The organism is Spirosoma gilvum (genome assembly GCF_054776815.1).
This window is the reverse complement of the sequence record NZ_BAAHBH010000001.1, coordinates 863,578-890,148: the sequence shown is the minus strand read 5'-3', so window position 1 is coordinate 890,148 and position 26,571 is coordinate 863,578. Positions and strand designations below refer to the sequence as shown.

Sequence of the window (26,571 nt, the reverse complement as noted above, 5' to 3'; positions counted from 1 at the left end):
CCTGAATCGGGCAGTTATGAAGCACCTGATCATTATCGGAAACGGTATTGCCGGTATCACAACCGCCCGGCATGTTCGCCAGCAGGATTCAACGATACGGATTACACTCATTTCGGCTGAGTCTGAGTATTTTTACTCGCGTACTGCGCTCATGTACATCTACATGGGGCATATGACCTACGCGCATACCAAGCCTTACGAAGACGGATTCTGGACCAAAAACCGCATCGACCTACTACGCGGCTACGTCGAACAGGTCGATACGTCGGCGAAGCGAATCCGGCTGGCTGATGGGCAATGGCTCGATTATGATGTACTGGTGCTGGCTACTGGCTCGGTGTCTACAACGTTCGACTGGCCGGGCCTGACCGCTTCTGGCGTGCAGGGTCTGTATGGCCTGCCCGATTTGGAGCGGATGGAGCAATTCACTAAAAACATCGAACGGGCCGTAGTCGTTGGTGGGGGGCTAATTGGCGTTGAACTAGCCGAAATGCTACGTTCCCGACACATAGACGTAACGATGCTCGTCCGCGATCCGCATTACTGGAGTTCCACGTTACCCGCCGAAGAAGGTAAGCTAGTCGGTCGGCATTTACTTAGACATGGTGTCGACCTCCGACTTGAAACCGAACTCAAGGAAATTCTGGCCGGGCCGCGCCAGGCCGGGCCACGACAGGCCGGGCAGCGTTCGGCTGATGCGTCGGGTCGGGTGCGGGCGGTCGTGACAAAGTCAGGCGAAGAAATTCCCTGCCAGTTTGTGGGGTTGGGGATCGGTGTTACGCCGAACGTAGCCTTCCTGAAAAATTCGGGTATCGATCTCGGGAAAGGGGTTCTGGTCAACGAGTGTTTTGAGACCAACGTAGCCGACGTGTACGCCATTGGCGATTGCAACGAGTTTCGGCAACCCATAATGGGAACAGACGGAGCCCTGCGTAAATCCATCGAACAAATCTGGTATACGGGTCGGATGCATGGCGAAACCCTGGCTCGAACGCTCTGCGGTTCCCGAACGGCTTACCGACCAGGCGTCTTTTTCAACTCGGCCAAATTCTTCGATATTGAATACCAGACGTATGGCACCCTGAACGCCCAGCTTACTGACGACGAACAAACCTATTACTGGGAGCACCCGACGGGTGAACAGTGCCTTCGGATCAACTACCGAAAAACTGACCAGTCCGTTTTGGGCATTCATGCGTTTGGGCTCCGCTTACGTCAGGCTGTCTGCGACCGTTGGATTCAGGATCGGACACCATTTGAGCATGTAGTAAGCCAGTTTCAACAGGCCGATTTCAATCCGGAATTTTCGGAATCATATACTGACCAACTGACTGGCCACGCGCCCGCCGGATCGCCAGACCGCCGAAAAGGTTGGTTTCAACGGTTATTTTCAGCAACGCACTAATCCATTACCACTATGCGAACTACCGGGCAACGTATTGGTCTCACCGCCTTTCTGATTGGATTAACGCTGTTTATTGCTACCCTTCCCCTTAGTCGATACGTATTGACGGATAGGGTTTTGAGCGAAACAATCAATAAAGAGCAGTTGGCGGCTGTTCGTATGGCTACGGCTTCCATGCAGGGAAAGGTGTATTCGTCGTCATTCGGGTTTGTTGGAGATTTTCGGGCTGCAATCGCTCGGCTCAATGAAGGCTATAAACAACGTGGTGAGACCAATCGGCTTATTCAGGATTACACCTTTCCGGTAACGAAGACTGCCAGCACCGGTTTTTTCCCAGATAACAGCAGCCTTTTTTTCTGGCTAATTTTGCTGTTGTGCGTTGGCGGAGCCCTGCTTTACATGTTGCCAGAACAGCGGGCCTTACCCGGTATAAAAAACAATGGCATCTATCAGGACCCAGCTACAAATCGGGGCTGGATTGGCCTCGTCGTGTGTGGCTTTCTGATTGGGTTCTATGTACTTCTCTATTTCTTCCCTGAGTACATAACCAACTGGGTGCTCCTATTCGATCCGCTGAGCCAGCTCCTGAACGGCGGCCCCGCCAGCCAGTGGTTCGTGTATGGTACGCTCTACACCCTGGTGATTCTGGTCATGGGCGTGCGGATGTTGATTAAGTACCGACACAGCCGCTACCAGCAGTTTCGCACGCTTTCGGTGATGTTTTTCCAGACGATCTTTGCGTTTCTGATTCCCGAACTGCTGGCTTTTTTTCACCAGCCCGCCCAAGATTTAAAAAACATGTGGCCACTGGATTACAGTTTTTATTTTGACTACCGAATCGACGAAAAACTTAAGGCCGGTACGTTTGGCATCTTTCTGCTCGTTTGGGGAACGGCTCTCTGGCTACTGGGTGTGCCGATACTGACTTATTTTTACGGCAAACGGTGGTACTGCTCGTGGGTATGTGGCTGCGGGGGACTGGCCGAAACCCTGGGTGATCCCTACCGACAACTCTCCGACAAACGCCTGGGTGCCTGGAAATTGGAACGTATCGTTGTGCATTCAGTACTCGTCTTTGCCGTTGTGATGACGGCAATGGTGCTCTATACGTACCTGAGTGGACAGCCCTCGGTATTTGGGTTTCTGGATTCCTACGGCATCCGTTCGGCCTATGGGTCCGCCATCGGGGCTGTTTTTGCCGGGGTACTGGGCACCGGGTTTTATCCCGTTTTCGGAAGCCGGGTCTGGTGCCGATTTGGTTGTCCGCTGGCCGCTTATCTGGGGCTGGTTCAGCGGTTTAAATCCCGATTCCGCATCACGACCAATGGTGGTCAATGCATTTCCTGCGGTAACTGCTCAACCTATTGCGAAATGGGCATCGACGTGCGCTGGTACGCGCAGCGCGGCCAGGATATCGTTCGTTCGTCCTGCGTTGGCTGTGGTATTTGTTCAGCCGTTTGCCCACGGGGCGTTTTAAATCTGGAAAATGATTCATCAACCAGCCGACTTACCAACCCAGGCCCGATATTGCTGGGAAATAACAGTTTCCGTATTCAACAATGAACGTAAGTAGTATCCGAACCGGGCTTGTTAGCCTTCTATTCGTACTGGTATTGACATGGACGAGCCATGGACAAACTACACCTGCCGATACAGCGCACACGAAAGAATATGCCATTGAAGTGGCTGGCATTAAGGTCGGTACGATGACCGCTAACCGGCAGCAACGCGATAACCAACGTGTGATATATACGCTGATTAGCGATGTGAAAGTCAATTTTTTGATTTATAAAGTCATAATTTATTACAAAGTTGTCAGTCTGGTCCAGCAGGGAAAATTGATTCGTTCTACGGTCGACGCTCACACAAATAAGGGCGATTTCTCTTCCCGAACGGAGTGGAAAGGCGACCATTACGAGATTACAGCTGATCAGTATAAATACACGCACAAGGATACGGAAACCCGGCGCATCGATTGTACAGTTACAGACATGTACTTCACGGAGCCTACGAACCGAAACCGGGCGTATTCTGAATATTTCGGCGATTACTTTACACTGATGTCACCCGTAAAAGGCACCTATCAGGCAAAGTTGAATGATCGGGAAGATGAATACCACTACGAAAACGGGCAACTCGTGAAGATCATCAAGAAAAACTCGCTGAAAAACTTCATCATCCGGCCCATCAGGAAATGAACCTATAACTTCTGTGAGGTAATTATCTGCTTTTTAGATTCCTCATTTAACGTAATGGCCCGGCCTTGTACTGCTTTCTCCGCATCGGGCAAAATCTCGCAGTTATCCCAAATGCCCGTCAATAACGTCTTTGCGTAGGAGTCAGGGAGTCGATTGGCTACCATTAGCCGATGTGCCGTATGGTTGTCGTACGTGAATGTGCGAAAGGTATACGTAAACAAACCATCCGTGTCATCGAGCAGCAGGTACCATACGCGGGGCGTACCATCATTGGCGGGCATCCCGATTACGCCAGCGTTAAGCCAGTATCGACTAACACCCACGTCGGAAACCTGCTTATCCGCAAAGGGTAGTCCGGCGTGACCGGCTAGTATTACGTCGGTCCCGGTAGCCGCAAAGGTTTTTTCTTTCACCGACCAGGGCGTCGAGGCAAACACAAAATCAGCGATACCGGTGGCGGCTCCGTGCAATACGGTTACCGACTTGCCCGCGTACTGAAACGACAGTTGGAGTGGCAACATGCTCAGCCAGGCGACTGATTTCGCAGAAAGCGCCTGAACCGCATACGGAAACCAGGTTCGGGAGAACAGATCACACCGCCCGCCTTCCGTGAAGTTACAACCGCAGTCATCCTCGCCCCGAATAATATTCTGCTCCACGTTGCCCTGAATAGCGTGAATGCCCCAGTTTTTCACGAACTGAACCGACTCGTCAGGCTGGGCGCAGTAGCCGACAATATCACCTGTACAGATAATGTTGTGAGGGGAAATCTGGAGTTGATCGGCAATCGTTTTAAGGGCTTCCAGCGCCTGCAAATTGGAATAAGGGCCACCAAACACAAGCAGCCTGTCGCTACGTGTACTGAGATCTTGAGTATCAGAGCGATCAATCATGGGACTTGGGTTGAAACAGCGCACAACCTGCGAAAACGAGAAAACAGAAGGCTGTAGTGATCAGGTTTACGCTAAGCAGCGATCCATATTTGCCATCTCCCAGCCGGAGGTATTCGGGCAAGGGAAAAAACGTTAGAAAACCGCCCAGCAGCAGTCCTCCAACCACCGACAGATGAAACGCCAGGCGCGGCACCCGTACATTCCAACACAGGAAAACAGGCGCCAGGCCAAGCACCAGGGTACCGCTGATGGTAGTGGCCGACAGGATAGCCGGATCGAAAAATACGGGAATGGTACCCAGCACCGTCAGTACGACCATGGCCCATCGCCCTCTGGTAACGCTCGGCACGACGGCGCGGCTCAAGTCGATACTGATGAGTTTGGAAAACGACGCCATGGCTGAGTCTAGCGTCGATGAGGCTGAGGTTACCATGATGAGGTTCATGAGCAACAGCATCGGTACGCCAAAATATCTTGCTACCGCCACGGGTGCTTCACCCGTCAGGCTGTTGAGCCTGGCGAAGATACCGACGAAGCTGAAGAAGACGATACAAAGCGAGCCTATGACTGCTGCCCAGATGTACGCCTTCTGTGTGGTGCGCGTATCGGAGATAAAGCCCCGGTCGGTCAGCACAGGGTCGTGGAAAGGATAACTGAAACACTGCACCAGCGCCACTAGTAGCAGATCGACACCTTGGTTTAATTCCCAGCGGCCACTAGTTACGAAGGGTTTCAGACTCCCCCCGTAACGAGGTAGAATAAAACCCAGAATCACTGTAAGCAGCACCACAAAGAGCGACAGCTGAATCACGTCGGTCATGATCGAACTGCTCATACCGCCTTTGAGTGTGTAGGCCAGCGTGAGCAGCGTAAATACCAGAATGGCTAGGTAGTAATCGGCAGAGCCTTGCGCTCCGAAGTACGAGCCGATCACAATGGTGTTCGACCAGATTTCGTTGTAGAGCCGAATCATGATCAGTAACGTAAAAACCACCACCGCACTCGCCCCAAACTTCGACTCCAGAAAGTGGTGGATGCTCCGGTAGCCGCCCTTGTTGCGCATCGATACAATCACGAACCCGGCTACCAGAAACGACAGGTAATAGCCCGCATAAGCCACGCCACCCACCAGTCCGAAGCTGTGACCCAGATTGGCGGCATTGGTAATCGATTTGGCAAACAGCCACGAAATGACCAGGCTACTCGTCAGGAAAAGAGTGTTGGGCGTTCGCTCGTTGCGGGCACCCCGGAAAAATTCAGGCGCGGTGCGAGCCAGCGGTGACACGAAAAAGAGTGTAACGCTGGAAGCCAGCACCAACGCCCACTGCAACAGGGTTGTGGTCATGCGGGAATGATTAGCGGGTCGCCCACCAAACGGGTATATTAATGCTGTTGTTCTGGGTTTTGTCAGCGGCTTTTTTATACTGTACCGCGTTCAGTGCGCTCTCCGTGCCGGGGTAAGGCATCCGGACGGGAATCAGCCCATTGTTGAGGCTGGCCGAAATGGGTTTCAGCCGTGGAAAACCAGTCCGGCGGTACTCATTCCAGCCTTCGTAGGCATTGTTAATGTTGCCCAGCCACTTCTGCGTTAGAATCTGCTCGATTGGATCTTGGCGATTCTGCGCATAGGCTACTTTAGCGCTGCTCAGGTAATCCGCTGGCAGCGTCGTTCGCCAGTAGTCAAAAGCCTGCGTAATTCCCCGTTCATACCACCCCTTACCCGAAGCTGACACGAGCCCCCGTTCGGCGGCCTCAGCGAGCCAGAAACTCGTTTCGTGGGCCGTCATGTAGTTGGCATTCAGCTTATCCGACTCTTCCCGAAAAATGGTACCTGTCAGTGAATAGTCAGCTACCGAAATCGACAGCTTAGAGGCATCAGGACCATTTAGTAGACCCTTGTAGGTGCCGGGTTTAGCCGCAGTAGCCCGAAAGTATACCCCGACGCGCGGATCGTTTAAGCCGGTGAGTAGTTCCTGACTGGTCAGCGACATGATAAACAGGTTATAATCTCCGATGCGGGCGGTCGACATGCGGAAATTGTTGGGCTGCGTGAGTGAGTACCGATACACGGCGTTGTCAGTATTAGCCTTGATGAAGTTACCCTCCGTTAGTACTTTCTGCAACGCGTCCTTCACGTTTACTTTGCCCGAGATACGCATCAAGGCTTTGATCTTGAGCGAATTGGCAAATAGTATCCACTTACTGCGGTTGCCATTGTAAAGAATGTCGCCGTCAAGGGTAGTAGCTCCTTTATAATTGTTGACGGACGCAATACCCTTTTCGAGGTTGTCGAGTATACCCCCGGTGCCCGTGTAGATAGCTTCCTGCGTGTCGTAGGCGGACGTAATCTCCCCTGCTTTACCCTGTAGGGCCTCACTGTACGGTACGTCGCCGTAAAGGTCGGTGAGCGCAGCCGCCATGTACGCTTTCATGATCAGCGCCGGCCCTTCGTAAACACCGAACGCTACGTTGGTGCGGGCCTTCTGCAGCAGAATTTCGTTGTCACGCAGGTTCGTATAGATGAACGGCCAGGGGTTCCCACCATACTGCGGTTCGCTGAGACTGTGCCGATCGAACAGGTTGAAGTCGATGGCCGTAAAATACTGACCCAGCAGGTTACCCGCTACAAAGGCTTCGTAGGACATCTGCTCGCCATAATCGAATAAAATCTTGCGGAACAGCAGCGACGGCTGCACATCGACCGGCGCATTTGGGTTGGTGTTGATTTCCTGAAAGTTCTCCGTACAGCCGGGCAGCAGGCTGGTTAGCGTAAGCAGCAGGAGAGTACTATATAAAATCCGTTTCATGATCAGTTGGTTTGAGCCCCATGCCGTGGCCGGACTTAAAAAGTTACGCTTAGTTTCACCCCTATGTTACGTGAGGTGGGGTAGGTCATGTCCTCGATGCCCGTTTGAAGTTGGTTTTGCTGGAACGACGTCTGTTCGGGGTCAAAGTGAGGAATGTGCGACAGGGCCAGCAGGTTACGACCCACCAGAGCTACAGTTAGCCGTTGCATATGCAGTTTACGGGCCAATCCCGATGTTTCGGGCAGGGTATAGCCGATGCTCATCTCCCGCAACTTCACGTAAGAGGCATTGTAGGTGTTATTTTCCTCGTTGTTGCGGTCGTAGTACATCCGGTAATAGGTTTCGGCCGGAATGGCGAGCGTATTGGGCTGATAGTTTGGTTTGTCGACTGTCCCCGTATTGATCACACCTTTGGCAATAATTCCCGCATTGGGACGGTCGGCCGTTTCAATCAGTTGACCTGCTACGCCTGCCAGAGCCAGTGTACGCGATACCAGGATGCCACCCTGCCGCCAGTCGAGCAGGAAGCCCAGGTTCCAGTTCCCGATACTGAGTTGATTCGACAGGCCCACCATGAAATCGGGGTTATAATTACCCAGCTTCTTGAGGGTGTTGTCGGCAATGTATTGCCCATTGCTACCTACGATAAACTCGCCCTGGGCATTACGTAGATAGCCCGTTCCCCACATATCGCCCATTCGATCGCCCTGTCGTACCTGATACCAGACAGTCTGGTTGACGTTGTCGTAAATACGATTGTAACCCAGCGTCAACGTACCGGCCTCCTCAGGCAGCGACACCACGGTGGTCCGGTTGCGGCTGAAATTCAGACCCAGGTTCCAGCGGATAAGGCTCGTCTGGATAGGGACGGCTGTTATCACGGCTTCTATACCTCGAGACTGTACTTCCCCACCATTGATGACGCGTTCGCTATAGCCCGTTGGGATGGCAATAGGCAACGATAAAATCTGGTTACGGGTGCGGGCGTTGTAGTAAGTCAGGTCGACACCCAGTCGATCATTCAGGAAGCGAACATCAGCCCCCACCTCAATCGATGTGATCGACTCTGGTTTCAGGTTGGTGTTGGCAATCGTGCTCTGGTCGCTGAAGGCCGGTTGCGAGAACACTGGGTTGCGGGCGTTGAACACCCCCGTAGTTTGGTAAGGACTGGTATCATTGCCAACGCTGGCTATGCTGGCCCGTAACTTGGCAAACGACATAACCGCAGGAAGCTGAAACTGATTTGACAGCACCCAACTGGCCGATACCGAGGGGTAAAAGAACGACGTATTGGCCGTTGAGGTGGGCGTTGCCAGCGCACTCGACCAGTCGTTACGGCCCGTTATGTCCATAAACAGTACATCCTTATAACCCAATTTGGCCAGCGCATACAGGCTGTTGATACGTTTTCGGGCGCTCCGTTGGTAGACTTCCACCGGCGACGCTGCATTGGTTAGTTTGAATACGCCCGGCTGCGCTAGTGTCAGGGCCTGATACTGATTGAATGAGGCTAACTGATCCATGCGGTTGCCTCCAGCCGACAGATCGAACGAAAATCCCCCTACGCTCCGGGTGTAATTCAGCAAAAAGTCGGTATTGATTTCCCGGAAGAAAACAGCGTTTTCGGCATAGGCGCCATTCTTAAAACGGTTGCTGCTGAAGGCCCGTCGGAACTGCCGATTCTCGTTCGAATAGTCCATGCCGCTACGTACCATCAATGTCAGGTTGGTGGCCAGTTCGCCCGTCACGGCCAGATTCCCGATGAGCCGGTCGCGGGTAAACGAATTGCGGTTTTCGTAGAGCGTGAAATACGGATTGTCGAAGTAGGTGTAGTTATACGAAAACTGCTGGATACCTTCGAGTCCCGGCTGCCAGTACTGTTTCATCGGGTTCACGTCGGTTTGTCGGCCTAGCCAGGCACTCAGGGCGTAATTAATATTTTCCGAGCCGTATTTGGTGGCAGGCCGATTGTCGCTTCCGCTGTTGATATAGTTGATGGATGAGCTGAATTTTAGTCGTTTGACAGGCTCGAACAGTAACCGGACGGCCAGCGTTTTACGCTTCAGATCAACACCTGGAATAGTCGAATAGCTGTTCAGATCGGTGAAGGCAAGTCGGTAGCTACCTTTGTCATAGCTGCCCGAAACCGCCAGGTTGTTGATAGCGGTGTGACCTGTTTGATAGAAGTTTTTCAGGTTGTCAGGATGGGATACAAATGGGGTTGGGGTAATGGGTAACCCGCTATACACCCGCGTATCGGCCCCGCGTACCACCCGGCCATCGGGCAGATTTACGGGGCTGTCGTACTGAGGAATCAGCAGACCTGCATCGAGTTTGGGGCCGTAGCTATAGGAGATATTATCATTAATCCCCCCACCCAGGCCATCGACATACTTAAAAGCTCCGCTATTACCCTGTCCATAGCTGTTCTGAAAGCGGGGAAGCTGAAATGGGCGCTCAGCAAAGAAGGTGCTGGTAAAACTCACGCCAATACCTTTGCCTGCTGACGAACCGTCTTTGGTCGTGATCAGAATAACCCCATTGGACGCCCGAGTGCCGTAGAGGGCGGCTGCCCCCGGACCTTTTAGCACTGATACTGCAGCCACATCGTCGGGGTTAATTTCCATAGCCCCGTTGCCAAAATCGATTTCCTGAAAGCCGTTCGCATCGTCGTCAACCCGGTTCACTACCGTAGCGTTATTAATGACAATGCCGTCGACCACGAAGAGCGGGTTATTGTTGGTAAAAGACGATTCGCCCCGGATCGTAATGCGCGACGATGCGCCAACACCCGTTGAACCACCCGTAATCATCACACCCGCCACCTTACCCGACAGGTTATCCAGAAAGTTAGGGGCCTTGACATCGCTAACTTGCCGACCATCAACTTTCTGGATGGCATATCCGAGGCTTTGGGTATTGCGTTCCAGCCCCAGAGCCGTCACGACCACTTCGTTAAGCGAAACCCCCGCTACCAGTTCAACCGTCATATTGGTCTGACCCGTGTAGGAGATTTCCTGCGACCGATAGCCCAGGTAGGAGATCGTAAGAATGTCAGTTGGTTGTAGGTTATTCAGAACAAATGTGCCCGTGGCATTAGTGAGCGTACCCGCTTGCGTCCGTTTTACCTGCACAGTAGCCCCTACAATCGCCTGGTGGGAGGCCTGATCGACAACTTGCCCGGTTAGTTTTTGAGCAGATGTAGTGACTGAAAATAAAGGAAGAAAGGCAATTAGTAGTAATGACCGCATAGAACGGGAATTAGAAAAGAAATGAAATACTAAGCATATACGTGCTTCGAGGAGAGATAGATGCCTGGCAAGTGAATTAATCAATTACCAGCGAGTTCCAGTGAATGGATTAGTCGGAGGCAAGTTCAAGAAAAGCGAAAGCTTGTACCTTGATCCTATTCAAAAGAAGTAGCCATCCTACTAGTAGGATGGCTACTTCTGCACTATTTTTAGGTCATGTGAGTAAGGCTACCAACTGACTTATAAGTAGGGCGCTTTCCTGTTGTTTTTAATGCATCCAGCCTCCAAGTTCTCCTGGTAGTCTTGGTAGTTCAAGGTGCTGATATACCCGATTAAAGAAGTAAAAATGAATGCTCCTTCGTTGCAACTGGGAGCGTTTTTGCGAGATTTCCGATAAAGCTATTGATCTAAAAAAGGGAATCAGGTGAGATTGAGCCACTCACTTGATTCGCTTTTTCGTTTTACGACAACCTATACTCCTATTGATAAAGGTATCACGGACTTACGTCAGTTTCATGGTAGCTGGGTCCCAATGAACGATCTGTTTGCTGAAATAACTTTCATTACAGGCCAGTGCGGGAGCCGCTGCCCGAAAGCCAAACTGGGCATCTTCCACCACCGGTTTATTCAGCCGAATCGCGTCAAAGAAGTTGGTGAAATGATCGACATGGTCACTGTACCCTTCTGGCGCTCTAAAGGTAACATCCATTTTAATAGGCCGCTTTCGCTGCTCAGTCGTCCATTTGGCATCATACGCCTGCTGCATTTGCGTTTGCATACTTTTCGAGAAGGTGAACAGCGAATCATAGCCACCAAATCCAGGAGCCTGGGGCAGAATGCTGTGTTTAATGCTGAGGTTATTACCCATCACATCAATGACCCCTTCCGAACCAACCAACCGAATCACCTCCTGTCCGCCCGTGCCACTGATGAAATTCACCTGTAAGGTCAACTGAAAGGCAGCGTGTTCAGGACTATCAGGATATTGCATGACCCCCGACATCACATCGGGCATATTCCGCCCATCTTTCCAGTAGCTGAACTGCCCCGTGCTGTAAATACTGTTGGGTCCTTTGGAGCCGGTGATAAAGTGGGTACCGCTTAGAAGGTGAATAAACAAATCGCCCGCTACGCCTGTCCCGACTTCCTTGAAGGCCCGCCACCAGAAAAATTTCTTAGCATCGAAGGGCATTTTGGCCGTCACTTCAATGAACCGGTCCCAGTCGGTTGTCATGGCATCTGCATCGTCGGGAATCGTGTATTCCCAGGCCCCGATAGAGCTTTGCCGATCATAAACGGCATTGACCATGTTGAGTTTGCCAATTTCACCGGCCGCCAGCAGCTCTTTGGCTTTGGCATAACCGATGCTACTGACTCGCTGACTACCCACCTGGAAAACCTTCCCCGCTTTTTTGGCAGCTGCCATTACGGGGTACCCTTCGCTGATTTTATAAACCATCGGCTTTTCGCAGTACACGTGTTTGCCTTTGGCTAGTGCATCCTGAGCGATGCGGGCGTGCCAAACGTCATGCGTCGCAATAATGACGGCGTCAATATCCGGACGGTCCAGTAGCTCTTTGTAATTACGGGTCGTGTAAAGCTCATTGCCAAATTGCTCTTTCGCATTTTCCAAGCGACCCGTGTACAGATCGCAGATTCCGGCCAGTTCAACACCGGGTACTTTTAGGGCTGAACCCAAATCGAAATGGCCCTGAACACCGTAGCCAATCACCCCCAATCGGATTTTATCGTTCGGCGAGATGGGTTTTTCGTAGTGCAGGATGCGTTCTTCGGCCTTAGCCCCAGCCGCCAGCGAGGATAACGGCGAAGACGCGGCTACCAGGCTAGTTGCACCAATCTGTTGCAGAAAGCGCCGTCTTGAGGCCAGGTTGTCATTTTTCATGAGTAACGAAATTTAAGTAGTCAAGATTAGTTAATCCAGTAGTTGACAAAAGCAATTTTTAGGCTTTTGATACTACATAGGTATACGTTGATGATACCCTGAACGCCCTAAAAAGTACGTCTGTACCGCCCCGAAATCACGGTTCGTCCCGGAGTCGCGTTCAACTTGCGGTCACGGTTTCGCCCTAGTAGCTATACTAAACTGCGTACAGCCAGGTATAATATGACCATCCATAGCTGAAAAGGAGTGCTTTTGTGCGAGTAAGCTCGATTCTTAGCCAGATTACGAAATGCGATCTTTGGATAATTACGAAGCATAGTTGTTCAAATAAAGGTGGTCCTGCAGTTCGGCGCTCCCAGGAACCGCGTTACGTTAAGATTAACTAGCTTAGTAAACGCCCCATTAGGGCAGAAAAATCGACTTCGTCTCATTTGAGAGCGTTTGCTGCGACAAGTAGCTTATAATAATTTCGTTGAAGATAATCCGGCTTGAATCACATTCTTTCTCCAATCACTGCCTGGACAATACAAGTCGTCTTCTCCCAGTTAGGCGGGCAGGTACACCTCAAAGCAGGCACCCTGACCTACTTGACTACTAGCCCGGATAGCACCCCCATGATTTTCTACCACCCGCTGACAGATCGCTAACCCTACCCCAGTGCCTGCATACTCGCTTTTGCCATGCAGCCGCTGAAACACCTGAAAGATTCGATGACCAAACTTTTCATCAAACCCGATCCCCTGATCGATCACGCTGATCTGGTGATAAAACGGAGTCTTTACAACCGGCTGTACATCAGTTGGCAAGTCACTCTCTTTTAGATGAACATACGCAATATGGATCTGGGGGCTTTGGCCGGTCGAGACAAACTTGAGCGCATTCGATAACAGGTTCTGAAATAACTGGCTTAGTTGGGACTCATCGCCGTTGACCACCGGCAAAGCATCCAGCGTAAGCTGAGCCCCCGATTGACTAATCGCCCAGTCCAACGTGGTCACCACTCCAGCTACAATAGCCTCCAGCGATACCGGACCGAACGTTTGCTGCCGGGTCGAGATGCGCGAGTAAGCCAGCAAATCTTTGATCAGCGTCGACATGCGACTACCCGCCGAACCGATGCGATCCAGGTAGTTTAGTGCCTTCTCATCCAACTGATGGCCATACTGTTGAGCCAGTAAACTGCTAAAGGATTGGATTTTACGCAGGGGTTCCTGTAGATCATGACTGGCCACGTAGGCAAACTGCTGCAAATTGGCATTCGAGCGGGTCAGATCCTGATTGGCTTGTTGCAGCGCCTGGGTTCGTTCCCCCACGCGCAATTCCAACTCACCGGCTAAAGCTCGGTAGCGGCTCTCACTTTCGGCTAAGGCCTGCTGAGCCCGTTTCCGGTCATCAATATCGACACCCATGCCAACCCATTTGGTAATTTGACCGGTTTGGAGGTCATAGTAGGGTTCACCCACATTCAGAAACCATCGGTACTCCCCCGAAGCTGACCGGTTCCGCTGTTCGATTTGAAATCCCTTGCCCTGCCGCATGGCCTGCTGAAACGTAGCCACCAGCCGGGGGCCATCCTCAGGATGTAAGCTATCCATCGCTACCTGCCAAGCCGTAATGGGCTCAAACGAGATGCCACTATAGACGGCCCACCACTTGTTCATGAACTCGGCCTTACCGGCAGAATCGGTCACCCAGATGGCCAGCGGTAAGGCATCAGCCAGCAGGCGGAATCGTTCTTCGCTTTCCTTCAGAGCTTCTTCGGCTCGTTTTTGCTCGGTTACATCGCTGGCCGTGCCAAACCATTCCAGAATCTGCCCCTGCTCATCCCGGATGGGCACCGCCCTTGAGAAGGTCCAGCCCAACTGACCATCAGCCTGGATGACCTGATGTTCCAACTCGAACACCCGTTTATGGGCAATAGCTTCGTCAATGGCCGCTTCGACCGACTGTTGATCCTCAATCGGGATGTATGTCAAGAGCCAGTCCCGACTAGGTTCACCCGTATCGGCTAAAAAGGTCTTACCCACCAGCTGGTTCATTTGCCGCCAGTCTGCGCTCATCGTATACACCACATCCGAACTGGCCATTACAAAGGAACGAAACCGCTCTTCACTGAGCTGAAGGGCCGCCTGGGCCCGTTTGCGTTCCGTGATTCGCTCAAACAGCACAGCAAACTGGTCATCGGCAAACCAAAAAGCCGTCAGGGCGTACCATTCATTGAGGGGTTGTATATAGTCCTCCACCCGACTTGGCTGACGGGTATCCAGGACTTGCTGGTAAAAGGCAAACCACTTTGGGTCCAGGCCCGGGAGAACCTCCCGGACGGTCTTGCCCAGTGTTTGAGCCGGATCAAGCCCCGTTAATTTACTAAAAGCAGGATTGACTTGCCGGAAGCGGTAGTTAATCAGTTGCCCGTCCGCATCGCGAATGGCTTCACAGACGGTGTAGCCATCTTGCATGGCCTCAAACAGCATGCGATAATTTTTTTCTGACTCCCGTAGTGTTTGTTCAGCCTGTTTACTCTCGGTAATGTCACGGGTTGTACCAGCAACGGCCTCTACCTCGCCCTGTTCATTCAGAACCGGGGCAAAGACATAGTCGTAGATTCGTTTTCCCAGTTGGGCATGCGGAAACGCCACCTGGCCCCGAATGGCTTGCTTAGTGGCTACTACCTGGTCAATTTCCCGTTCGTGCAGTTGGGCATGCCAGGGCTCATAGCCATTTTCCAACAGACCTTTGCCGATGGCTTTTTCCCAAGTGCTGCCCCACATGGTCAACAGGGCCTGATTGGCGTATATAAACCGGTAGTTCAGATCAAAGACATACATCAGATCAGGGGTACTGCTGGCAATGGCTTCGTAGATCCGTTGCTGGCGTTGGGCCTCCTGGCGGGTAGACGCTTCCCGCTGTTGAGTGAGAACCTGCTGAGTTACCTCTTGAGCCACCCCGGCAAAGCGGTAAAGTGCACCGGCCTCTGAGAAGTAACTTCGTCCATAAAAGCGAACCCAACGCAACTGCCCGTCATCGGCACCGATGGTGCGGTAGGTTTCATCAAAGAGCCCATTCGACCCAGGGCTCATCGCCCATTGCACAGCTTCGCTGACCCGATTTACATCCTCACCATGAATGTATTGAATGGCCTGTTCATAGGAGAGGTAGTTATGCCTGGCCAATCCGAATAGCTCCCGGCAACGGTCGTCCCAGACGACTAGCCGGGTAGCCGGGTCCATTTCCCAAACGCCCAGTCCAGCTGCCTGGAGGGCAAAATCAATATCGAGTCGCTGATTTAGTTTTTCAGTGGACTCAAAAAGGGGTTGATCACCGGTCATGGACGCATCAGGTAAACAGACTACAGTAGTAGAAAGAATCCCTAAATTAACTAGTTGTCTATAGACGAACTAATCAATTCGTTTTAGCGGGCCAATTCATCTGCTGGCTCGGATGAATGAAGCGATGCTGGTTCTTTTAGGCTTCTGTTCCTGACTACCGCTATCAGCTTTATACTCCATTACTACAACTCATTTGGAAATAAGAACAACTCATGGCTATTTATTGCAGTCATCAAATCCACCTTTACATGAGCGTGTTTTAAATGACATGGTAAACAGCTTCGCCTTGTTAGGCATGGCATTTTGGAATGAGAGTCGCTCCCGTCTGATATCCCTGAATGTTGAATAGACGTATTGACAATCTTCACCTGGCAGCCTACAGGAGGTTATCCTTGCTGGTGTTAAACAACTGACTCAAAGGTTACGGGTCCATTGGCTGACGCCAGTGTTACTTTCAACCGGCAATCTTCCTCCGTGCTTATGGGGTTGGCGGTGAAAGAGCCGTCGTAGCCTATTTCGGTTAACCAATCCTTTAATTCAGCTGCCTTGTGATGTAGGATTTCTATTGCCGTCAGTATTACATCCGAAGCAGGTAAACCTTGCGCCGGGTGGGCTTCACTCGACCATTGGATGATGGTCGGCGCAATGCCTTGCAGAGGCAGTTGACCATCTTCGGCAATCGCAATCTGCCAGTGATAAATACCACGTTGCAGCGATTCAATTCGGCCATGCTGCCAGGTAGAACGACGTACGGCTCGCTGAATGTCGGTGGTCCTAACCACCCAGGTCAACAATTGGGGCGGGCTGCCCGGTTGCAGGTTGTCCATCCCAAACCAGCGGGGCCTGGATGGCTTGGGCAGGTCCGGATCAATGGCAATGACTTCCAGATACGTGGTATCCGCCAGCTTAAGAACAGCGTTGTGCGTGCCCATAGTCAGGTGCTGGCCACCTTTCTGGGGTCGAACGCCCAGTTGCTCAAAAATGAAGTCAACACCGTCTTCAAGGTAGTACGAAGCAAAAATCAGATGGTCAAATGTTGTTTGGATGCTTTCCTGTCTGTTCATCGTGTCTATTGGAGATTATATGGAGTCCCTGTACAGGACCAGTACGTCTTCGGTATGAACTCACAGTTCCCTGGAAAGTGCGCCCGGAATGGTCTTTAGAAGCGGCACGTTGAATTGGGTGTAGACTACGGCAGCCTTCGCTCGGCCGGCCTCGTCGATTTGTAAAGCAATTTCTAAATACGCACTTGCCATCGTCAACGGGTTTTTAACGTACGAGGCAAAATTCCGAAGCGATCATTATTCGGGAAATGGACAGACCCGAAAAAGGATGGTAGTTTCAGGAGATGGCCTTACGAAACTCCGATGGGGAAACGCCGGCATTTTTTTTGAAGTATTTAACGAAGTAAGACGGGTCATTAAACCCTAGCCGATACCCGATCTGATTGATATTAAGCTCGGAGTGCAGTAGCAGCCGCTGCGCTTCCAGGATGATGCGCTCCTGAATGATCTGGGAAGGGGTCTTATTTAACAATTGCCCCGTAATTTCTGAAAGTGTCCGTGATGACAGATGCATCAGGTTCGCATAGTCGCCAATCGAAAGTCCATTTTTGTACTGTTCATCGACCAGGTTGATATAGCGTAACAGTTGTAGTCGTTTCTCGTCGGCGACGAAAAGAGGCACTTCCTGGTTGTTTTTAAAACGTTGTAGCTGGATCAGAAAGGCTTTCAGATAGCTGCGCAGGAGTTCTTCTTTGCCCAGTGGAGAAGGGTCTGCCAATTCGGCTTGTAATTGCGTCAGGTAAGTTGCCAGCTTTTGATGGATGGCCTGGTCAATATAGCAGACGGGGGATTGGTAGGGGTTATTGAAAAAATTGGATTTAAGAAAAAATTCAACCTCACTGTCATTGTGGATCAAAAATGATTCATTGAAGTGGAGCATATACCCCCTATAATCGGTGTTGCTGTCAAAATAATGAACCTGGTTTTTAGTCACAAAGAAGATACTGTCTGGCCGCACGGCATACGTATTGAAATCGACTATATGGCTTCCCATACCTTCCTGAAACCAGATGATCTGGTAGTAACTGTGGATATGGGGACGGGTCGTATTGGCTTGATTCTTTTTGAGGTAATCGCTCAACGTATAGAGCACAAACTGGGCCTTGTCGGGCTCGTTTTTGTTCAAGTGGTATTCATGAATTGTCTGGATATCTGTTGTCATCATTGATGATCATTTCGGCTTAGCCAGCGACTAGGCACGCCAGTTAGCCAGTTCACTATCGAGCACTCTATCGACAATAGGAAGGGCAATTTGTCAATTACGAAAACTCATGATTCCGGAACGTAACGGATGATACGGGTAACTCCCGGTTTCCAAATGTAAAAAACTACCAGAAAAATTCGGGCTTTGCCAATGAACAATCCGCAGTTAAGCCGGAATTTTGCGCCATGAAATCAACCAGCAACATCATTATTATTGGGGGCGGATTAAGTGGGCTTACCCTGGCCTATTTACTGGCAAAAAAGGGGGTTGCCACGACCATTCTGGAAGCTTCTGACCGGCTGGGCGGGCGAATTCAAACGATAACCGGCCCCCTGGGCACGCCATTGGAATTAGGAGCGACCTGGTTTTCTGACATGCATACCCACTTATTAGAGTTGCTTACCGAATTAGGCCTCCCAAAATACCCGCAATTCTCCGGCGGCATCAGCCTGTTTCAAACCAAATCATTCGAACCGCCCCAGTCCTTTTTTGTCCCGGCGGCCGACAATCCGTCCTATCGATTAGCTGGTGGTACGCAACGACTCATCGACCGACTGGCCCAATCGCTACCGGCTCAATCGATCCGATTAAATGCACCTGTCGGGGCCATTCGGCAAGCGGAAGGTCAGTTAAGCGTCGAGCTTGCTGATGGAACCATCCTGAAAGCTCACCAGGTCATTTGCTGTATGCCCCCGCAACTTGCTGCCAGCCGTATTCAGTTTTCCCCAGCATTACCCGATGCAATCGCCGGGTTGCTGCCGACGGTGCAAACCTGGATGGCCGGTTCGCTCAAATTCGTACTGGAATACGAGGAGCCGTTTTGGCGACAAGCGGGTTATTCGGGTATGCTCTACAGTCATGCTGGGTTAGTAACGGAAATGTATGACCACACCAACAGAGAAGAGAATCGTTTCGGCTTCACGGGCTTTTTGAACCCCGGCGCTGCCTCCTTCAGCCATGAGACACGGCAGGAATTTGTCCTGAACCAGTTACGTGAGCTGTTCGGTCCCCAGGCTGCCCAACCCAGTGCGTATGTCGATAAAGTGTGGAATGACGAGTATGTCCTGGCTGGAAATCCGGTTATTTTGAGACCCCATCAGCATAATGGCCACCCCGCCCTGCAAACGGCCTATATGGATGGCCACCTGCATTTTTGTGGTACCGAAACCGCATCCGCATTTGCAGGCTACATGGAAGGAGCGGTGATGGCTGCCCAGTCGGTTGCCGAGCGTTTCGCCGGTTAGACAGGTTCATATTTGGGATCAGGAGCCTTTTTCGCGAAGATTCTAAGGATATTCTAATTAGTCTTTTCGCTTACATATAAAGCTCTATGCCGATCTTTGGGCTGCATCAATGCGATTCTTCATGCAAAATCAGTCGCTGGGTATTGTCAAGTACTTCCTCAAATCTACTTCATTTCCTGGTATCCTTTTACTGATTTGCGTTGCCGCTTCCCTACTGCTTGCCAACTCCTCAGCAGGACAGAACTTCGATTTTCTATTAGCTAACGAGATAGGCTTCAGCTCAGATGTTATCCACCTGCGTTATTCCCTTTTATCATGGATCAATGACGGGTTAATGGCCATCTTCTTTCTGCTCGTTGGCCTTGAAATTAAGCGTGAAGCACTCAACGGTGAATTAGCATCGATCAAAAAAGCGGCTTTGCCTATCGTTGCCGCTTTTGGTGGTGTCATCGTTCCGGCTCTTGTATATGCCTTCATCAATCAGGGAACATCCACTGCCAACGGGTGGGGCATTCCAATGGCAACTGATATTGCCTTTGCTTTGGCTATTGTCATTTTGCTCGGCGACAAAGTCCCAACTTCCCTGAAGGTGTTTTTATCCGCTCTGGCTATCGTGGATGACTTATCGGCTATCATTGTCATCGCTGTTTTTTACTCGACCAGCCTGCAGGCTGTTTACCTGCTCTACACTATCGGGATTGTATGCCTGCTGCTTGCCTTTAATCGGGCCGGAATTCGAAATCTTGCATTCTACCTGATACCTGGTTTAGTGATGTGGTATTGTATCCATCACTCCGGCATCCATGCCACGATTGCAGGCGTATTGACTGCACTCACCATTCCAGCCAACCAAATCAAACGGTATTCACCTCTTGAAAGCCTGGAACACGCCTTAGCTCGTCCTGTGAATTTTTTAATCATGCCGCTTTTCGCTTTTTCCAATACCAACATTCGGTTTGAGGCCGGCATGGCAGAGGGACTGACAACACCTCTGGGATTAGGCATTCTACTTGGCCTTTTGATTGGCAAACCGCTAGGCATTTTCCTATTTTCGTTTCTATCGGTAAAAATGGGGGTATCCTCGCTTCCCGCTGGTGCTCAATGGAAACACATTATCGGCATTGGAATTTTAGGAGGCATCGGGTTTACTATTTCAGTTTTTGTGGCCAATCTCTCCTTTGATCAGTTGGATACACTGTCTCAAAGTAAGTTTGCCATCCTGACTGGCTCTGTTCTGGCGGGCACTATAGGGTATTTTACGCTACGTAGTTTTTCCCGGACATAGCTATTAGCATTTCCCATATTGCGAAACGCCCTAATTAGGAAGCTGACCCATAAACGTTCGATCGACTCAGGTGCGAGCGTTCTTTGAGGTTTTGTCAACTCATATACCTTATTCGAATTAACCCCACTCTTTAAGCTTAGCTTTAGGAAGTCTAAGTGATTCGGCATGAAGTCGACTTACGACTCGTTACTAGACAGTATGTTTAACAATGTTTTCTTAGCAAGTCTACTCACTCCTGGGTTTAGCGATGAACGCAAAAAGCCACTCATGGCGATTATTCAGTAGCACTGCCTTATTGTTTGGCCTGCTCTACTTTCTGATTGGTAGGAATGGCGCCGACCGGTCGTTCCCGTTCGGTTTGTTCGACATAGACCGCGTTATCTGCCGGTTCAATCTTAATTCCGAACTGGTTGGCGTAGGCAAGGGTGAACTCGGCCCCAAAATACAAAATAGCGGCCGTGTAGTAGATCCATGTTAGAATCACAATCAGCGAACCAGCAGCTCCGTAGGTTGATTCGGTAGCAGTCTTGTCAATATACAACCCGATCAGAAACTGGCCCAGCATAAATAAGATGGCCGTAAAGAAAGCGCCCAGGCGGACATCTTTCCAGGCAATCTTGGCATCGGGCAACACTTTAAAAATAACCCCGAACAGGACCGTGACAACGGCAGTGCTAATGGCAAAATTCAGGGCGGTGATCAGGTAAACACCCAGGCCGGGCAGAAAACGGGTTAACCCATCGCTCAGGGCAACGACGATGCCATTAATAATCAGTGACACCAGTAACAAAAAGCCTAAACTAACTACTAACGAAGACGATAGGAGCCGATCTTTGAGCAGTTTGAGCCAACCCTGTTTGGGTTTAGCTTTCACCCGCCAGATCAGATTGACCGAATCCTGAATTTCAACGAAGAGGCTGGTGGCACCAATTAATAAGGTAATAATACCGATTGCTAAAGCCGTGTTGGTTTTCCCCGCCAGCCCCACGCTCTTAATCATCTCCTGAATTTGCTTGGCCGCCTGGTTACCGACCAATCCGTTTATCTGACCAAAGAGTTGGCCCTAGATGGCCTCTTCGCCCAGAAAAATACCGGCCAGTGCAATCATCAGCACCAGCAAGGGTGCTAGCGAAAAGATGGTGTAGTAGGCCAGAGAGGCACTCAACTTCAGACAGCGATCGTCGAGAAATCCATTGAAGGCGTCCCGTAGCACCACCCAGGCATTGGCCAGGAAGCCTTTGGGTGGCTTGGTCGGGGGAGTCGCCGGGGGGATGGAATCGGCAAAAAGATGAGCATAAAAACGGGTTATAAGATTACTCATATGTGTAGGCGGTTAAGAATGAGATAAACCCAATTCAGCAACTCTGGTGTTTACAGCAACTGTAAAAAAATAAAACCGCTAATCAGCAGTGGCTAACAACCTTCTAGTGGCCAGACTTTACAGCTCAATCCTGGATAAGATCATCATTAGGTTTCTTTAAGGAGCTCATGGTTTAGGTTTCCCAGGCAAAATAGTCCGTTCGCTAAGCACGTAGGCTTGTTCCGGGAGGATCAACGGGATAAATACCGTTCGTAGTTGACTAAGCAGGATTGTCGCTATATTAGCCTGGCAACAAGAAAGTTAACTCTGTTACCAACGGGTCGACCCATGGGCGGCCTTCTTTTAGTAGCAGAGTTAACTTTGGTTCTTGCATGAGCTCGCCTATTTAGTCGAATAGGTGACCGTATCGTCATCAGTCAGGGATGTGCCAGCCGGACGAACGGTCTGTTCCGTTGTTCCCAAATTCTCGACATCCACTTCGGTGTTCCGAACCGTGTCGTGAATCACTTCCTCGCGTTCGGTAACATCTTTACCGACCGATATTTCTTCCACCACATTCGCCGTCTTGGAGACAACCGGTACTTCGGCGTGTTCCGTTATGGATATCTCTCCTTCCTGGAAGGCATTCAGATCAGCCGCCGTGGCTGGGCGGTTGACGGGGTTGCGCTGGACGATAACCCGCTCTTCCCTCAATCGAATGCTTTCCTCCACCGGCCGTTCCACAATGCGGCTACGTACCCGTACACCACCGGTTTCCACTTCCCGTTTACCCACCGCCAACTCTTCGTTGATCACGTTGATCGTCTGATCACGATTTGTACCCAACTCGGGAGTGGTATCGACAAGCGCAGTCCCACTGCCACTAATGGTATCTACAGAATCGGCTGTACTGCCGTAGCCGTATTGGGCAGCTCGTTCATCCACATCCACCGCCCCGGCCTCGTCTAGAATATCAGCGGCTCTTTCGGCCTCGTCTTCTGAGGTCGCGTGCACCGTAACGACCGAACCGCGCTCAGCAACCGAGGAATACCGGCGCGTATCGTCCTCATCGTCGCCCCCAAACAGCGAACTGAAAAAGCCGCCAATGCCGGTGTCTTTCGTATCCTCATCGCTATCACTGCGCGTACTGGACGTGGTCATAGTATCCAGGCTTCGGCCGGCGGAAAGGTCAATGTTATTCTGGCTGAACCCTTCTTTTACCAAAGTGTCAACCGCCTGTTGTGCTTCGCTGGACTCGTCGAAAATTCCGATGACTGTAAGAACCATGATCTGTACTGGTTTTGTTGAGTAAAAATGAATTAATCTATAACGAAGGCTAGTATCTCAAGCCGAACGTTCAGGATTGGGACCGCTGCGCTCCACGGTTATTTCTTCTTTTCGCAGAATTTCCTCCTGGGTTTCCTGACGAGTAATGTGGCGCTTAGTGACATGAACTTCCTCCACAAGTAAAAGACGTTTTTCGGTGACCAGTACCTCCCGAAGGACTGGGATAATCATCGTCTCTCCCTCGTAGCGAACCGGGGGTGGCGAATCCACATACTGATACACCGCCACGTGGTTAACCGTTACTTCCTCCTGAAAAACGGAAATGTCAACTGCCTGAGCCTCTTCAGTGACCTGTTTCTGAATGCGAACCGTTCCCGTCTCAATCACCTGCTTTTCCAGTAGTATCTGTTCTTCTATTACTGGAATAGTGATGGGTGACGTCTGGTGCAACGAAGCAGTTCCTGTCTGCGGTGATTCAGAGATTGGGCTTTGAAGGGAGTCTGGTTGATCATTCATTTCCGATTGACAAAAGCAGGCTGAGTTGGGCAGCGTTTCTGTTATAAAGAACATATTAACCTATTTGTTCTATATTTTTTATATTATTCAAGCTAAATCCTCGTTGGTCTTTCTGAATCCTGCCTGCCAGTGTGGCGGTTTGAAAAGCGACTAGAGCGGAGCCAGGGAATCCTGATAGGCAGGGCTCAGGCTGGTTCTAACCCGGTTGTTAGTCCCATATGGCTCTTTCTGAGTCAACGTCTTTACGGACGTCGCTTTTGAGCCAGTAATACTGCAACGTAAATAAAAAATCAGCCCACTCCTCGGTACTGACGGGCCTGTCCAGATAGCTAGCACCCAACTGGTTAACCGCCTGACGGTTCTTAGGTTCCATTGACGAACTCATGACAATGACAGGGGGCTGGCCATACAGGGAGGTCGCTTTTAACGCACCCAACAATTCCAACCCAGCCACCCGCTGGGGCAGATACAGATCGGTTAAAATCAACCGGGGCAGCCGCTGGCGGTGGGCCAGGCAAGCCTGTAGGTAATCAAGCGCTGCCGGACCGTTGGGACTGCAGATAACGGACAGTTGGGTAAACACCTGCTTTAACCGCGCCTGTAAAATGAGCCAAAGGTCCATCTGATCAACCACAATCAACATCCAATCGGACTCGTGAACCATAGTCAATCCGCACGAAGGCAAGTTTAGTTAATAACCTGGTTAACTCGTGAATAGGTTGATTCAGGCGAAAAACGGGACCAAAGTGAGAAAGCGGTAATTAGGTTGTCGTCTGTACTACTGGAAGCGGGGTAAGGATACGCCGATACGCTGTTTAGAAGCCCTTGGAAAGGGAAAATAGACTTACTACCCCAGTTAGCAGAAAATCATGGGTTGAAAATCCTTCATTCGTGCTGACTGCGTTGGTCCTGGGAAGTAAGAAAAACTAGTTGGCCGAACGGCTGATAAATTCATCCACGTTTTCTTTCGTGATACGCAGTAAACCCGTATTCACCGCGGTAGGAATATTGGTGATGCCAGCCTGTTCATCATGTGCCGAAAGCCGGTTCGTCTGATGAACCATGTCGTACAGGAACTGCGCACCGTACCAGGTAAATAATTCCCTTTTTTGACCGGCAAGCATCTGGATAACCCCTTCACGAACTAGTTGAAGGTGCTCCGGCTCCCAGTCGACCGTAGTGATTTTTACCTGTCCAACGCGCCCGGCTTCTTTCACTGCCAATCCCATGCCCGGCCCCGAATTGGAGTCGAATCCGCATAGACCAGCCAGGTCGGGGTGAGCCGCCAGGAGGTCGGATGTGATTCGGGCAGCATCTTCCACGTTGGCTTTATCATCAAATTTTCCGATTATTTCGATACCAGGGTAGTTCTTCACCACATCCAGCAACCCGCGAAATCCCGCTTCCATATTGGTGAGGCCCAGAATACCCATGTACGCGATCTTCCCTTTGCCGCCCAGTAAACGTACCATCTCGTTACCCTGCATCTTACCGATCTCATACCAGTCGGTGCCCAGAAAGGCATGGCGTTTTGAATTCGGTATATCCGAATCATACACGACCGTTGGTATGCCAGCCGCCACCGCCTTGTTAAGTGCCGGTCCAATAGCCGGATCGGTACCGTTGATGAGTAGCCCGGCCGGACGGGTGCCAATTACCTCCTCAATGGTGTTGATCTGCGCCGGAACGTCCCAATCGGCAGGGCCCAGAATGGATACTTTCACCTTGTGTTCGCGGCCCCACCGCAGGAACGTAGCCTGATCGTGGTTAACGTACATGGGCATCGACACGGCGGTTGTCACCATGACGTACTCTTCCGTAGTACCTGTTGGGGCTGCTTCGGCAACGGAGTTCGCCATGTCGGCGGTCGAATTCTGACGGGGAGGAAGTTCGCAGGACACAACCCCTAACAAACTGAATAGCAGTAGTTTTTTCATGGTTAAGCTACCCGTTTTTGCAGGGCTTTATCGGTCCAGACGGCGGCCATTAAAATTAGGCCGAGAATAATTTCCTGCCAGTAGCCCGACACCCGGGCGAGTACCATGACATTGCTGACCAGCCCCATGAATACGGCACCGAGCAGCGCACCAGGGATCTTGCCGTGTCCACCCGATAAACTGGCGCCCCCCAGAATGACGGCTGTAATCACTCTGAGCTCCAGGCCACGACCTGCGGTAGGCAAGGCTGTACCAAGCCGGGAAGCCAGCAAAATACCGGCTGCTCCGGCTAGTAAAGAGGTCATGACAAAACCCCAGAGCTTCATCTTTTTAACGCGGATTCCCGACAGTTCGGCGGCCCGTTCGTTGCCACCAATGTAGTAATAGCGCCGAAAAAATACCGTTTTGTTCATCAGGAAAGCAAACGTACCCACAAGCAACAGCATGTACCAGACGGGCATCTGTACTCCCAGCAGGCGGGATTGACTGATGGCGTTGAACCAGTAGGGCAGATTCTGAATGCCGGAGCCGCCCATTAGCAGCGCTCCCCCCCGAACGATTCCCATGGTGGCCAGGGTCTGAATCATCGGATTTATACCCTGATAGGCAATCAGATAGCCATTCGAGAGCCCGATCAGTCCGGCGCTGGCCAGCGCTACGAGTAGTGCCAGAGGGATGGGCAGGTTCAGCGACATTATACTATAAGCCGCCACGCCACCCGCAAACGCAACGACCGAGCCAACCGATAAATCAAAAGCCCCGGATACTAAAAGCAGCATCATGCCGATGGCCACAATAGTATCGGTACTCAGGTTCAGCAAGAGCTGGCTCCAGTTGCCCATTGTTGGAAACGTCTGCGGAAAAGCTATGGTCGCGCCAATGCCCACCAGCAAAATTGTTAGTGTCAGCGAATAGATTCGTTCCTGAAGAAGTATGCGCATCTGGTTA

Annotated in this window: 18 protein-coding genes and 1 pseudogene; 5 read left to right on the top strand and 14 right to left on the bottom strand. The window is 51.1% G+C overall.

Going from position 1 to position 26,571, the window contains the following annotated elements; translation table 11 throughout:
- Positions 1-16 precede the first annotated feature (16 nt).
- The 3 genes from ACYVFD_RS03570 to ACYVFD_RS03560 are packed head-to-tail and all read left to right on the top strand — an operon-like array spanning position 17 to position 3,603.
- The gene (locus ACYVFD_RS03570) at positions 17-1,405 is read left to right on the top strand and encodes an NAD(P)/FAD-dependent oxidoreductase (RefSeq protein WP_461088380.1); all 1,389 of its coding nucleotides are present in this window, start codon (positions 17-19) and stop codon (positions 1,403-1,405) included.
- A 12-nt stretch (positions 1,406-1,417) separates the two neighbouring features.
- Positions 1,418-2,968: a 4Fe-4S binding protein gene (locus ACYVFD_RS03565; RefSeq protein ID WP_461088379.1), complete on the top strand. Its 1,551-nt coding sequence runs from the start codon at positions 1,418-1,420 to the stop codon at positions 2,966-2,968.
- Positions 2,965-3,603 carry a DUF6134 family protein gene (locus tag ACYVFD_RS03560; RefSeq protein WP_461088378.1) on the top strand — a complete coding sequence of 213 codons (639 nt, stop codon included), beginning with the start codon at positions 2,965-2,967 and terminating at the stop codon, positions 3,601-3,603. The genes ACYVFD_RS03565 and ACYVFD_RS03560 overlap by 4 nt, the downstream gene beginning before the upstream one ends.
- A gap of 2 nt (positions 3,604-3,605) precedes the next feature.
- On the opposite strand, the gene ACYVFD_RS03555 is transcribed toward ACYVFD_RS03560, so the two are convergent.
- From ACYVFD_RS03555 to ACYVFD_RS03520, 8 genes are all read right to left on the bottom strand, one after another.
- Positions 3,606-4,496 (bottom strand): metallophosphoesterase family protein, encoded by an 891-nt coding sequence (locus ACYVFD_RS03555; RefSeq protein WP_461088377.1) that lies wholly within the window; start codon positions 4,494-4,496, stop codon positions 3,606-3,608.
- Positions 4,489-5,841, bottom strand: a complete 1,353-nt coding sequence (locus ACYVFD_RS03550) for a sodium:solute symporter family transporter (RefSeq protein ID WP_461088376.1) — start codon at positions 5,839-5,841, stop codon at positions 4,489-4,491. The genes ACYVFD_RS03555 and ACYVFD_RS03550 overlap by 8 nt, the downstream gene beginning before the upstream one ends.
- A gap of 10 nt (positions 5,842-5,851) precedes the next feature.
- Complete coding sequence (locus ACYVFD_RS03545; protein ID WP_461088375.1) at positions 5,852-7,303, bottom strand: SusD/RagB family nutrient-binding outer membrane lipoprotein; 1,452 nt, start codon at positions 7,301-7,303, stop codon at positions 5,852-5,854.
- 35 nt (positions 7,304-7,338) lie between these two features.
- Positions 7,339-10,554, bottom strand: coding sequence for a SusC/RagA family TonB-linked outer membrane protein (locus ACYVFD_RS03540; protein ID WP_461088374.1), 3,216 nt, complete (start codon positions 10,552-10,554; stop codon positions 7,339-7,341).
- Positions 10,555-11,056: 502 nt separating this feature from the next.
- The gene (locus ACYVFD_RS03535; RefSeq protein WP_461088373.1) at positions 11,057-12,457 is read right to left on the bottom strand and encodes a Gfo/Idh/MocA family protein; all 1,401 of its coding nucleotides are present in this window, start codon (positions 12,455-12,457) and stop codon (positions 11,057-11,059) included.
- Positions 12,458-13,002: 545 nt separating this feature from the next.
- The gene (locus ACYVFD_RS03530) at positions 13,003-15,786 is read right to left on the bottom strand and encodes a PAS domain S-box protein (RefSeq protein ID WP_461088372.1); all 2,784 of its coding nucleotides are present in this window, start codon (positions 15,784-15,786) and stop codon (positions 13,003-13,005) included.
- A 401-nt stretch (positions 15,787-16,187) separates the two neighbouring features.
- Positions 16,188-16,850 (bottom strand): VOC family protein, encoded by a 663-nt coding sequence (locus ACYVFD_RS03525; RefSeq protein WP_461088371.1) that lies wholly within the window; start codon positions 16,848-16,850, stop codon positions 16,188-16,190.
- A 277-nt stretch (positions 16,851-17,127) separates the two neighbouring features.
- A complete protein-coding gene (locus tag ACYVFD_RS03520; protein WP_461088370.1) occupies positions 17,128-18,015 on the bottom strand; it encodes a helix-turn-helix domain-containing protein in 888 nt (295 codons plus the stop codon).
- 224 nt (positions 18,016-18,239) lie between these two features.
- Between ACYVFD_RS03520 and ACYVFD_RS03515 the strand changes: the two genes are divergently transcribed.
- Positions 18,240-19,298 carry a flavin monoamine oxidase family protein gene (locus ACYVFD_RS03515; RefSeq protein ID WP_461088369.1) on the top strand — a complete coding sequence of 353 codons (1,059 nt, stop codon included), beginning with the start codon at positions 18,240-18,242 and terminating at the stop codon, positions 19,296-19,298.
- Between the two features lie 121 nt (positions 19,299-19,419).
- Positions 19,420-20,583: a Na+/H+ antiporter NhaA gene (nhaA, locus tag ACYVFD_RS03510; protein WP_461088368.1), complete on the top strand. Its 1,164-nt coding sequence runs from the start codon at positions 19,420-19,422 to the stop codon at positions 20,581-20,583.
- A 292-nt stretch (positions 20,584-20,875) separates the two neighbouring features.
- On the opposite strand, the pseudogene ACYVFD_RS03505 reads toward nhaA, so the two are convergent.
- From ACYVFD_RS03505 to ACYVFD_RS03480, 6 genes and pseudogenes are all read right to left on the bottom strand, one after another.
- Positions 20,876-21,904, bottom strand: a pseudogene (locus ACYVFD_RS03505) (YihY/virulence factor BrkB family protein).
- 381 nt (positions 21,905-22,285) lie between these two features.
- Positions 22,286-23,170, bottom strand: a complete 885-nt coding sequence (locus ACYVFD_RS03500) for a YsnF/AvaK domain-containing protein (RefSeq protein WP_461088367.1) — start codon at positions 23,168-23,170, stop codon at positions 22,286-22,288.
- A gap of 57 nt (positions 23,171-23,227) precedes the next feature.
- Complete coding sequence (locus ACYVFD_RS03495; protein ID WP_461088366.1) at positions 23,228-23,686, bottom strand: YsnF/AvaK domain-containing protein; 459 nt, start codon at positions 23,684-23,686, stop codon at positions 23,228-23,230.
- Positions 23,687-23,894: 208 nt separating this feature from the next.
- A complete protein-coding gene (locus tag ACYVFD_RS03490; RefSeq protein ID WP_461088365.1) occupies positions 23,895-24,350 on the bottom strand; it encodes a response regulator in 456 nt (151 codons plus the stop codon).
- A gap of 262 nt (positions 24,351-24,612) precedes the next feature.
- Positions 24,613-25,623 (bottom strand): substrate-binding domain-containing protein, encoded by a 1,011-nt coding sequence (locus tag ACYVFD_RS03485; RefSeq protein ID WP_461088364.1) that lies wholly within the window; start codon positions 25,621-25,623, stop codon positions 24,613-24,615.
- Between the two features lie 2 nt (positions 25,624-25,625).
- The gene (locus ACYVFD_RS03480; RefSeq protein ID WP_461088363.1) at positions 25,626-26,564 is read right to left on the bottom strand and encodes an ABC transporter permease; all 939 of its coding nucleotides are present in this window, start codon (positions 26,562-26,564) and stop codon (positions 25,626-25,628) included.
- Positions 26,565-26,571: the final 7 nt, after the last annotated feature.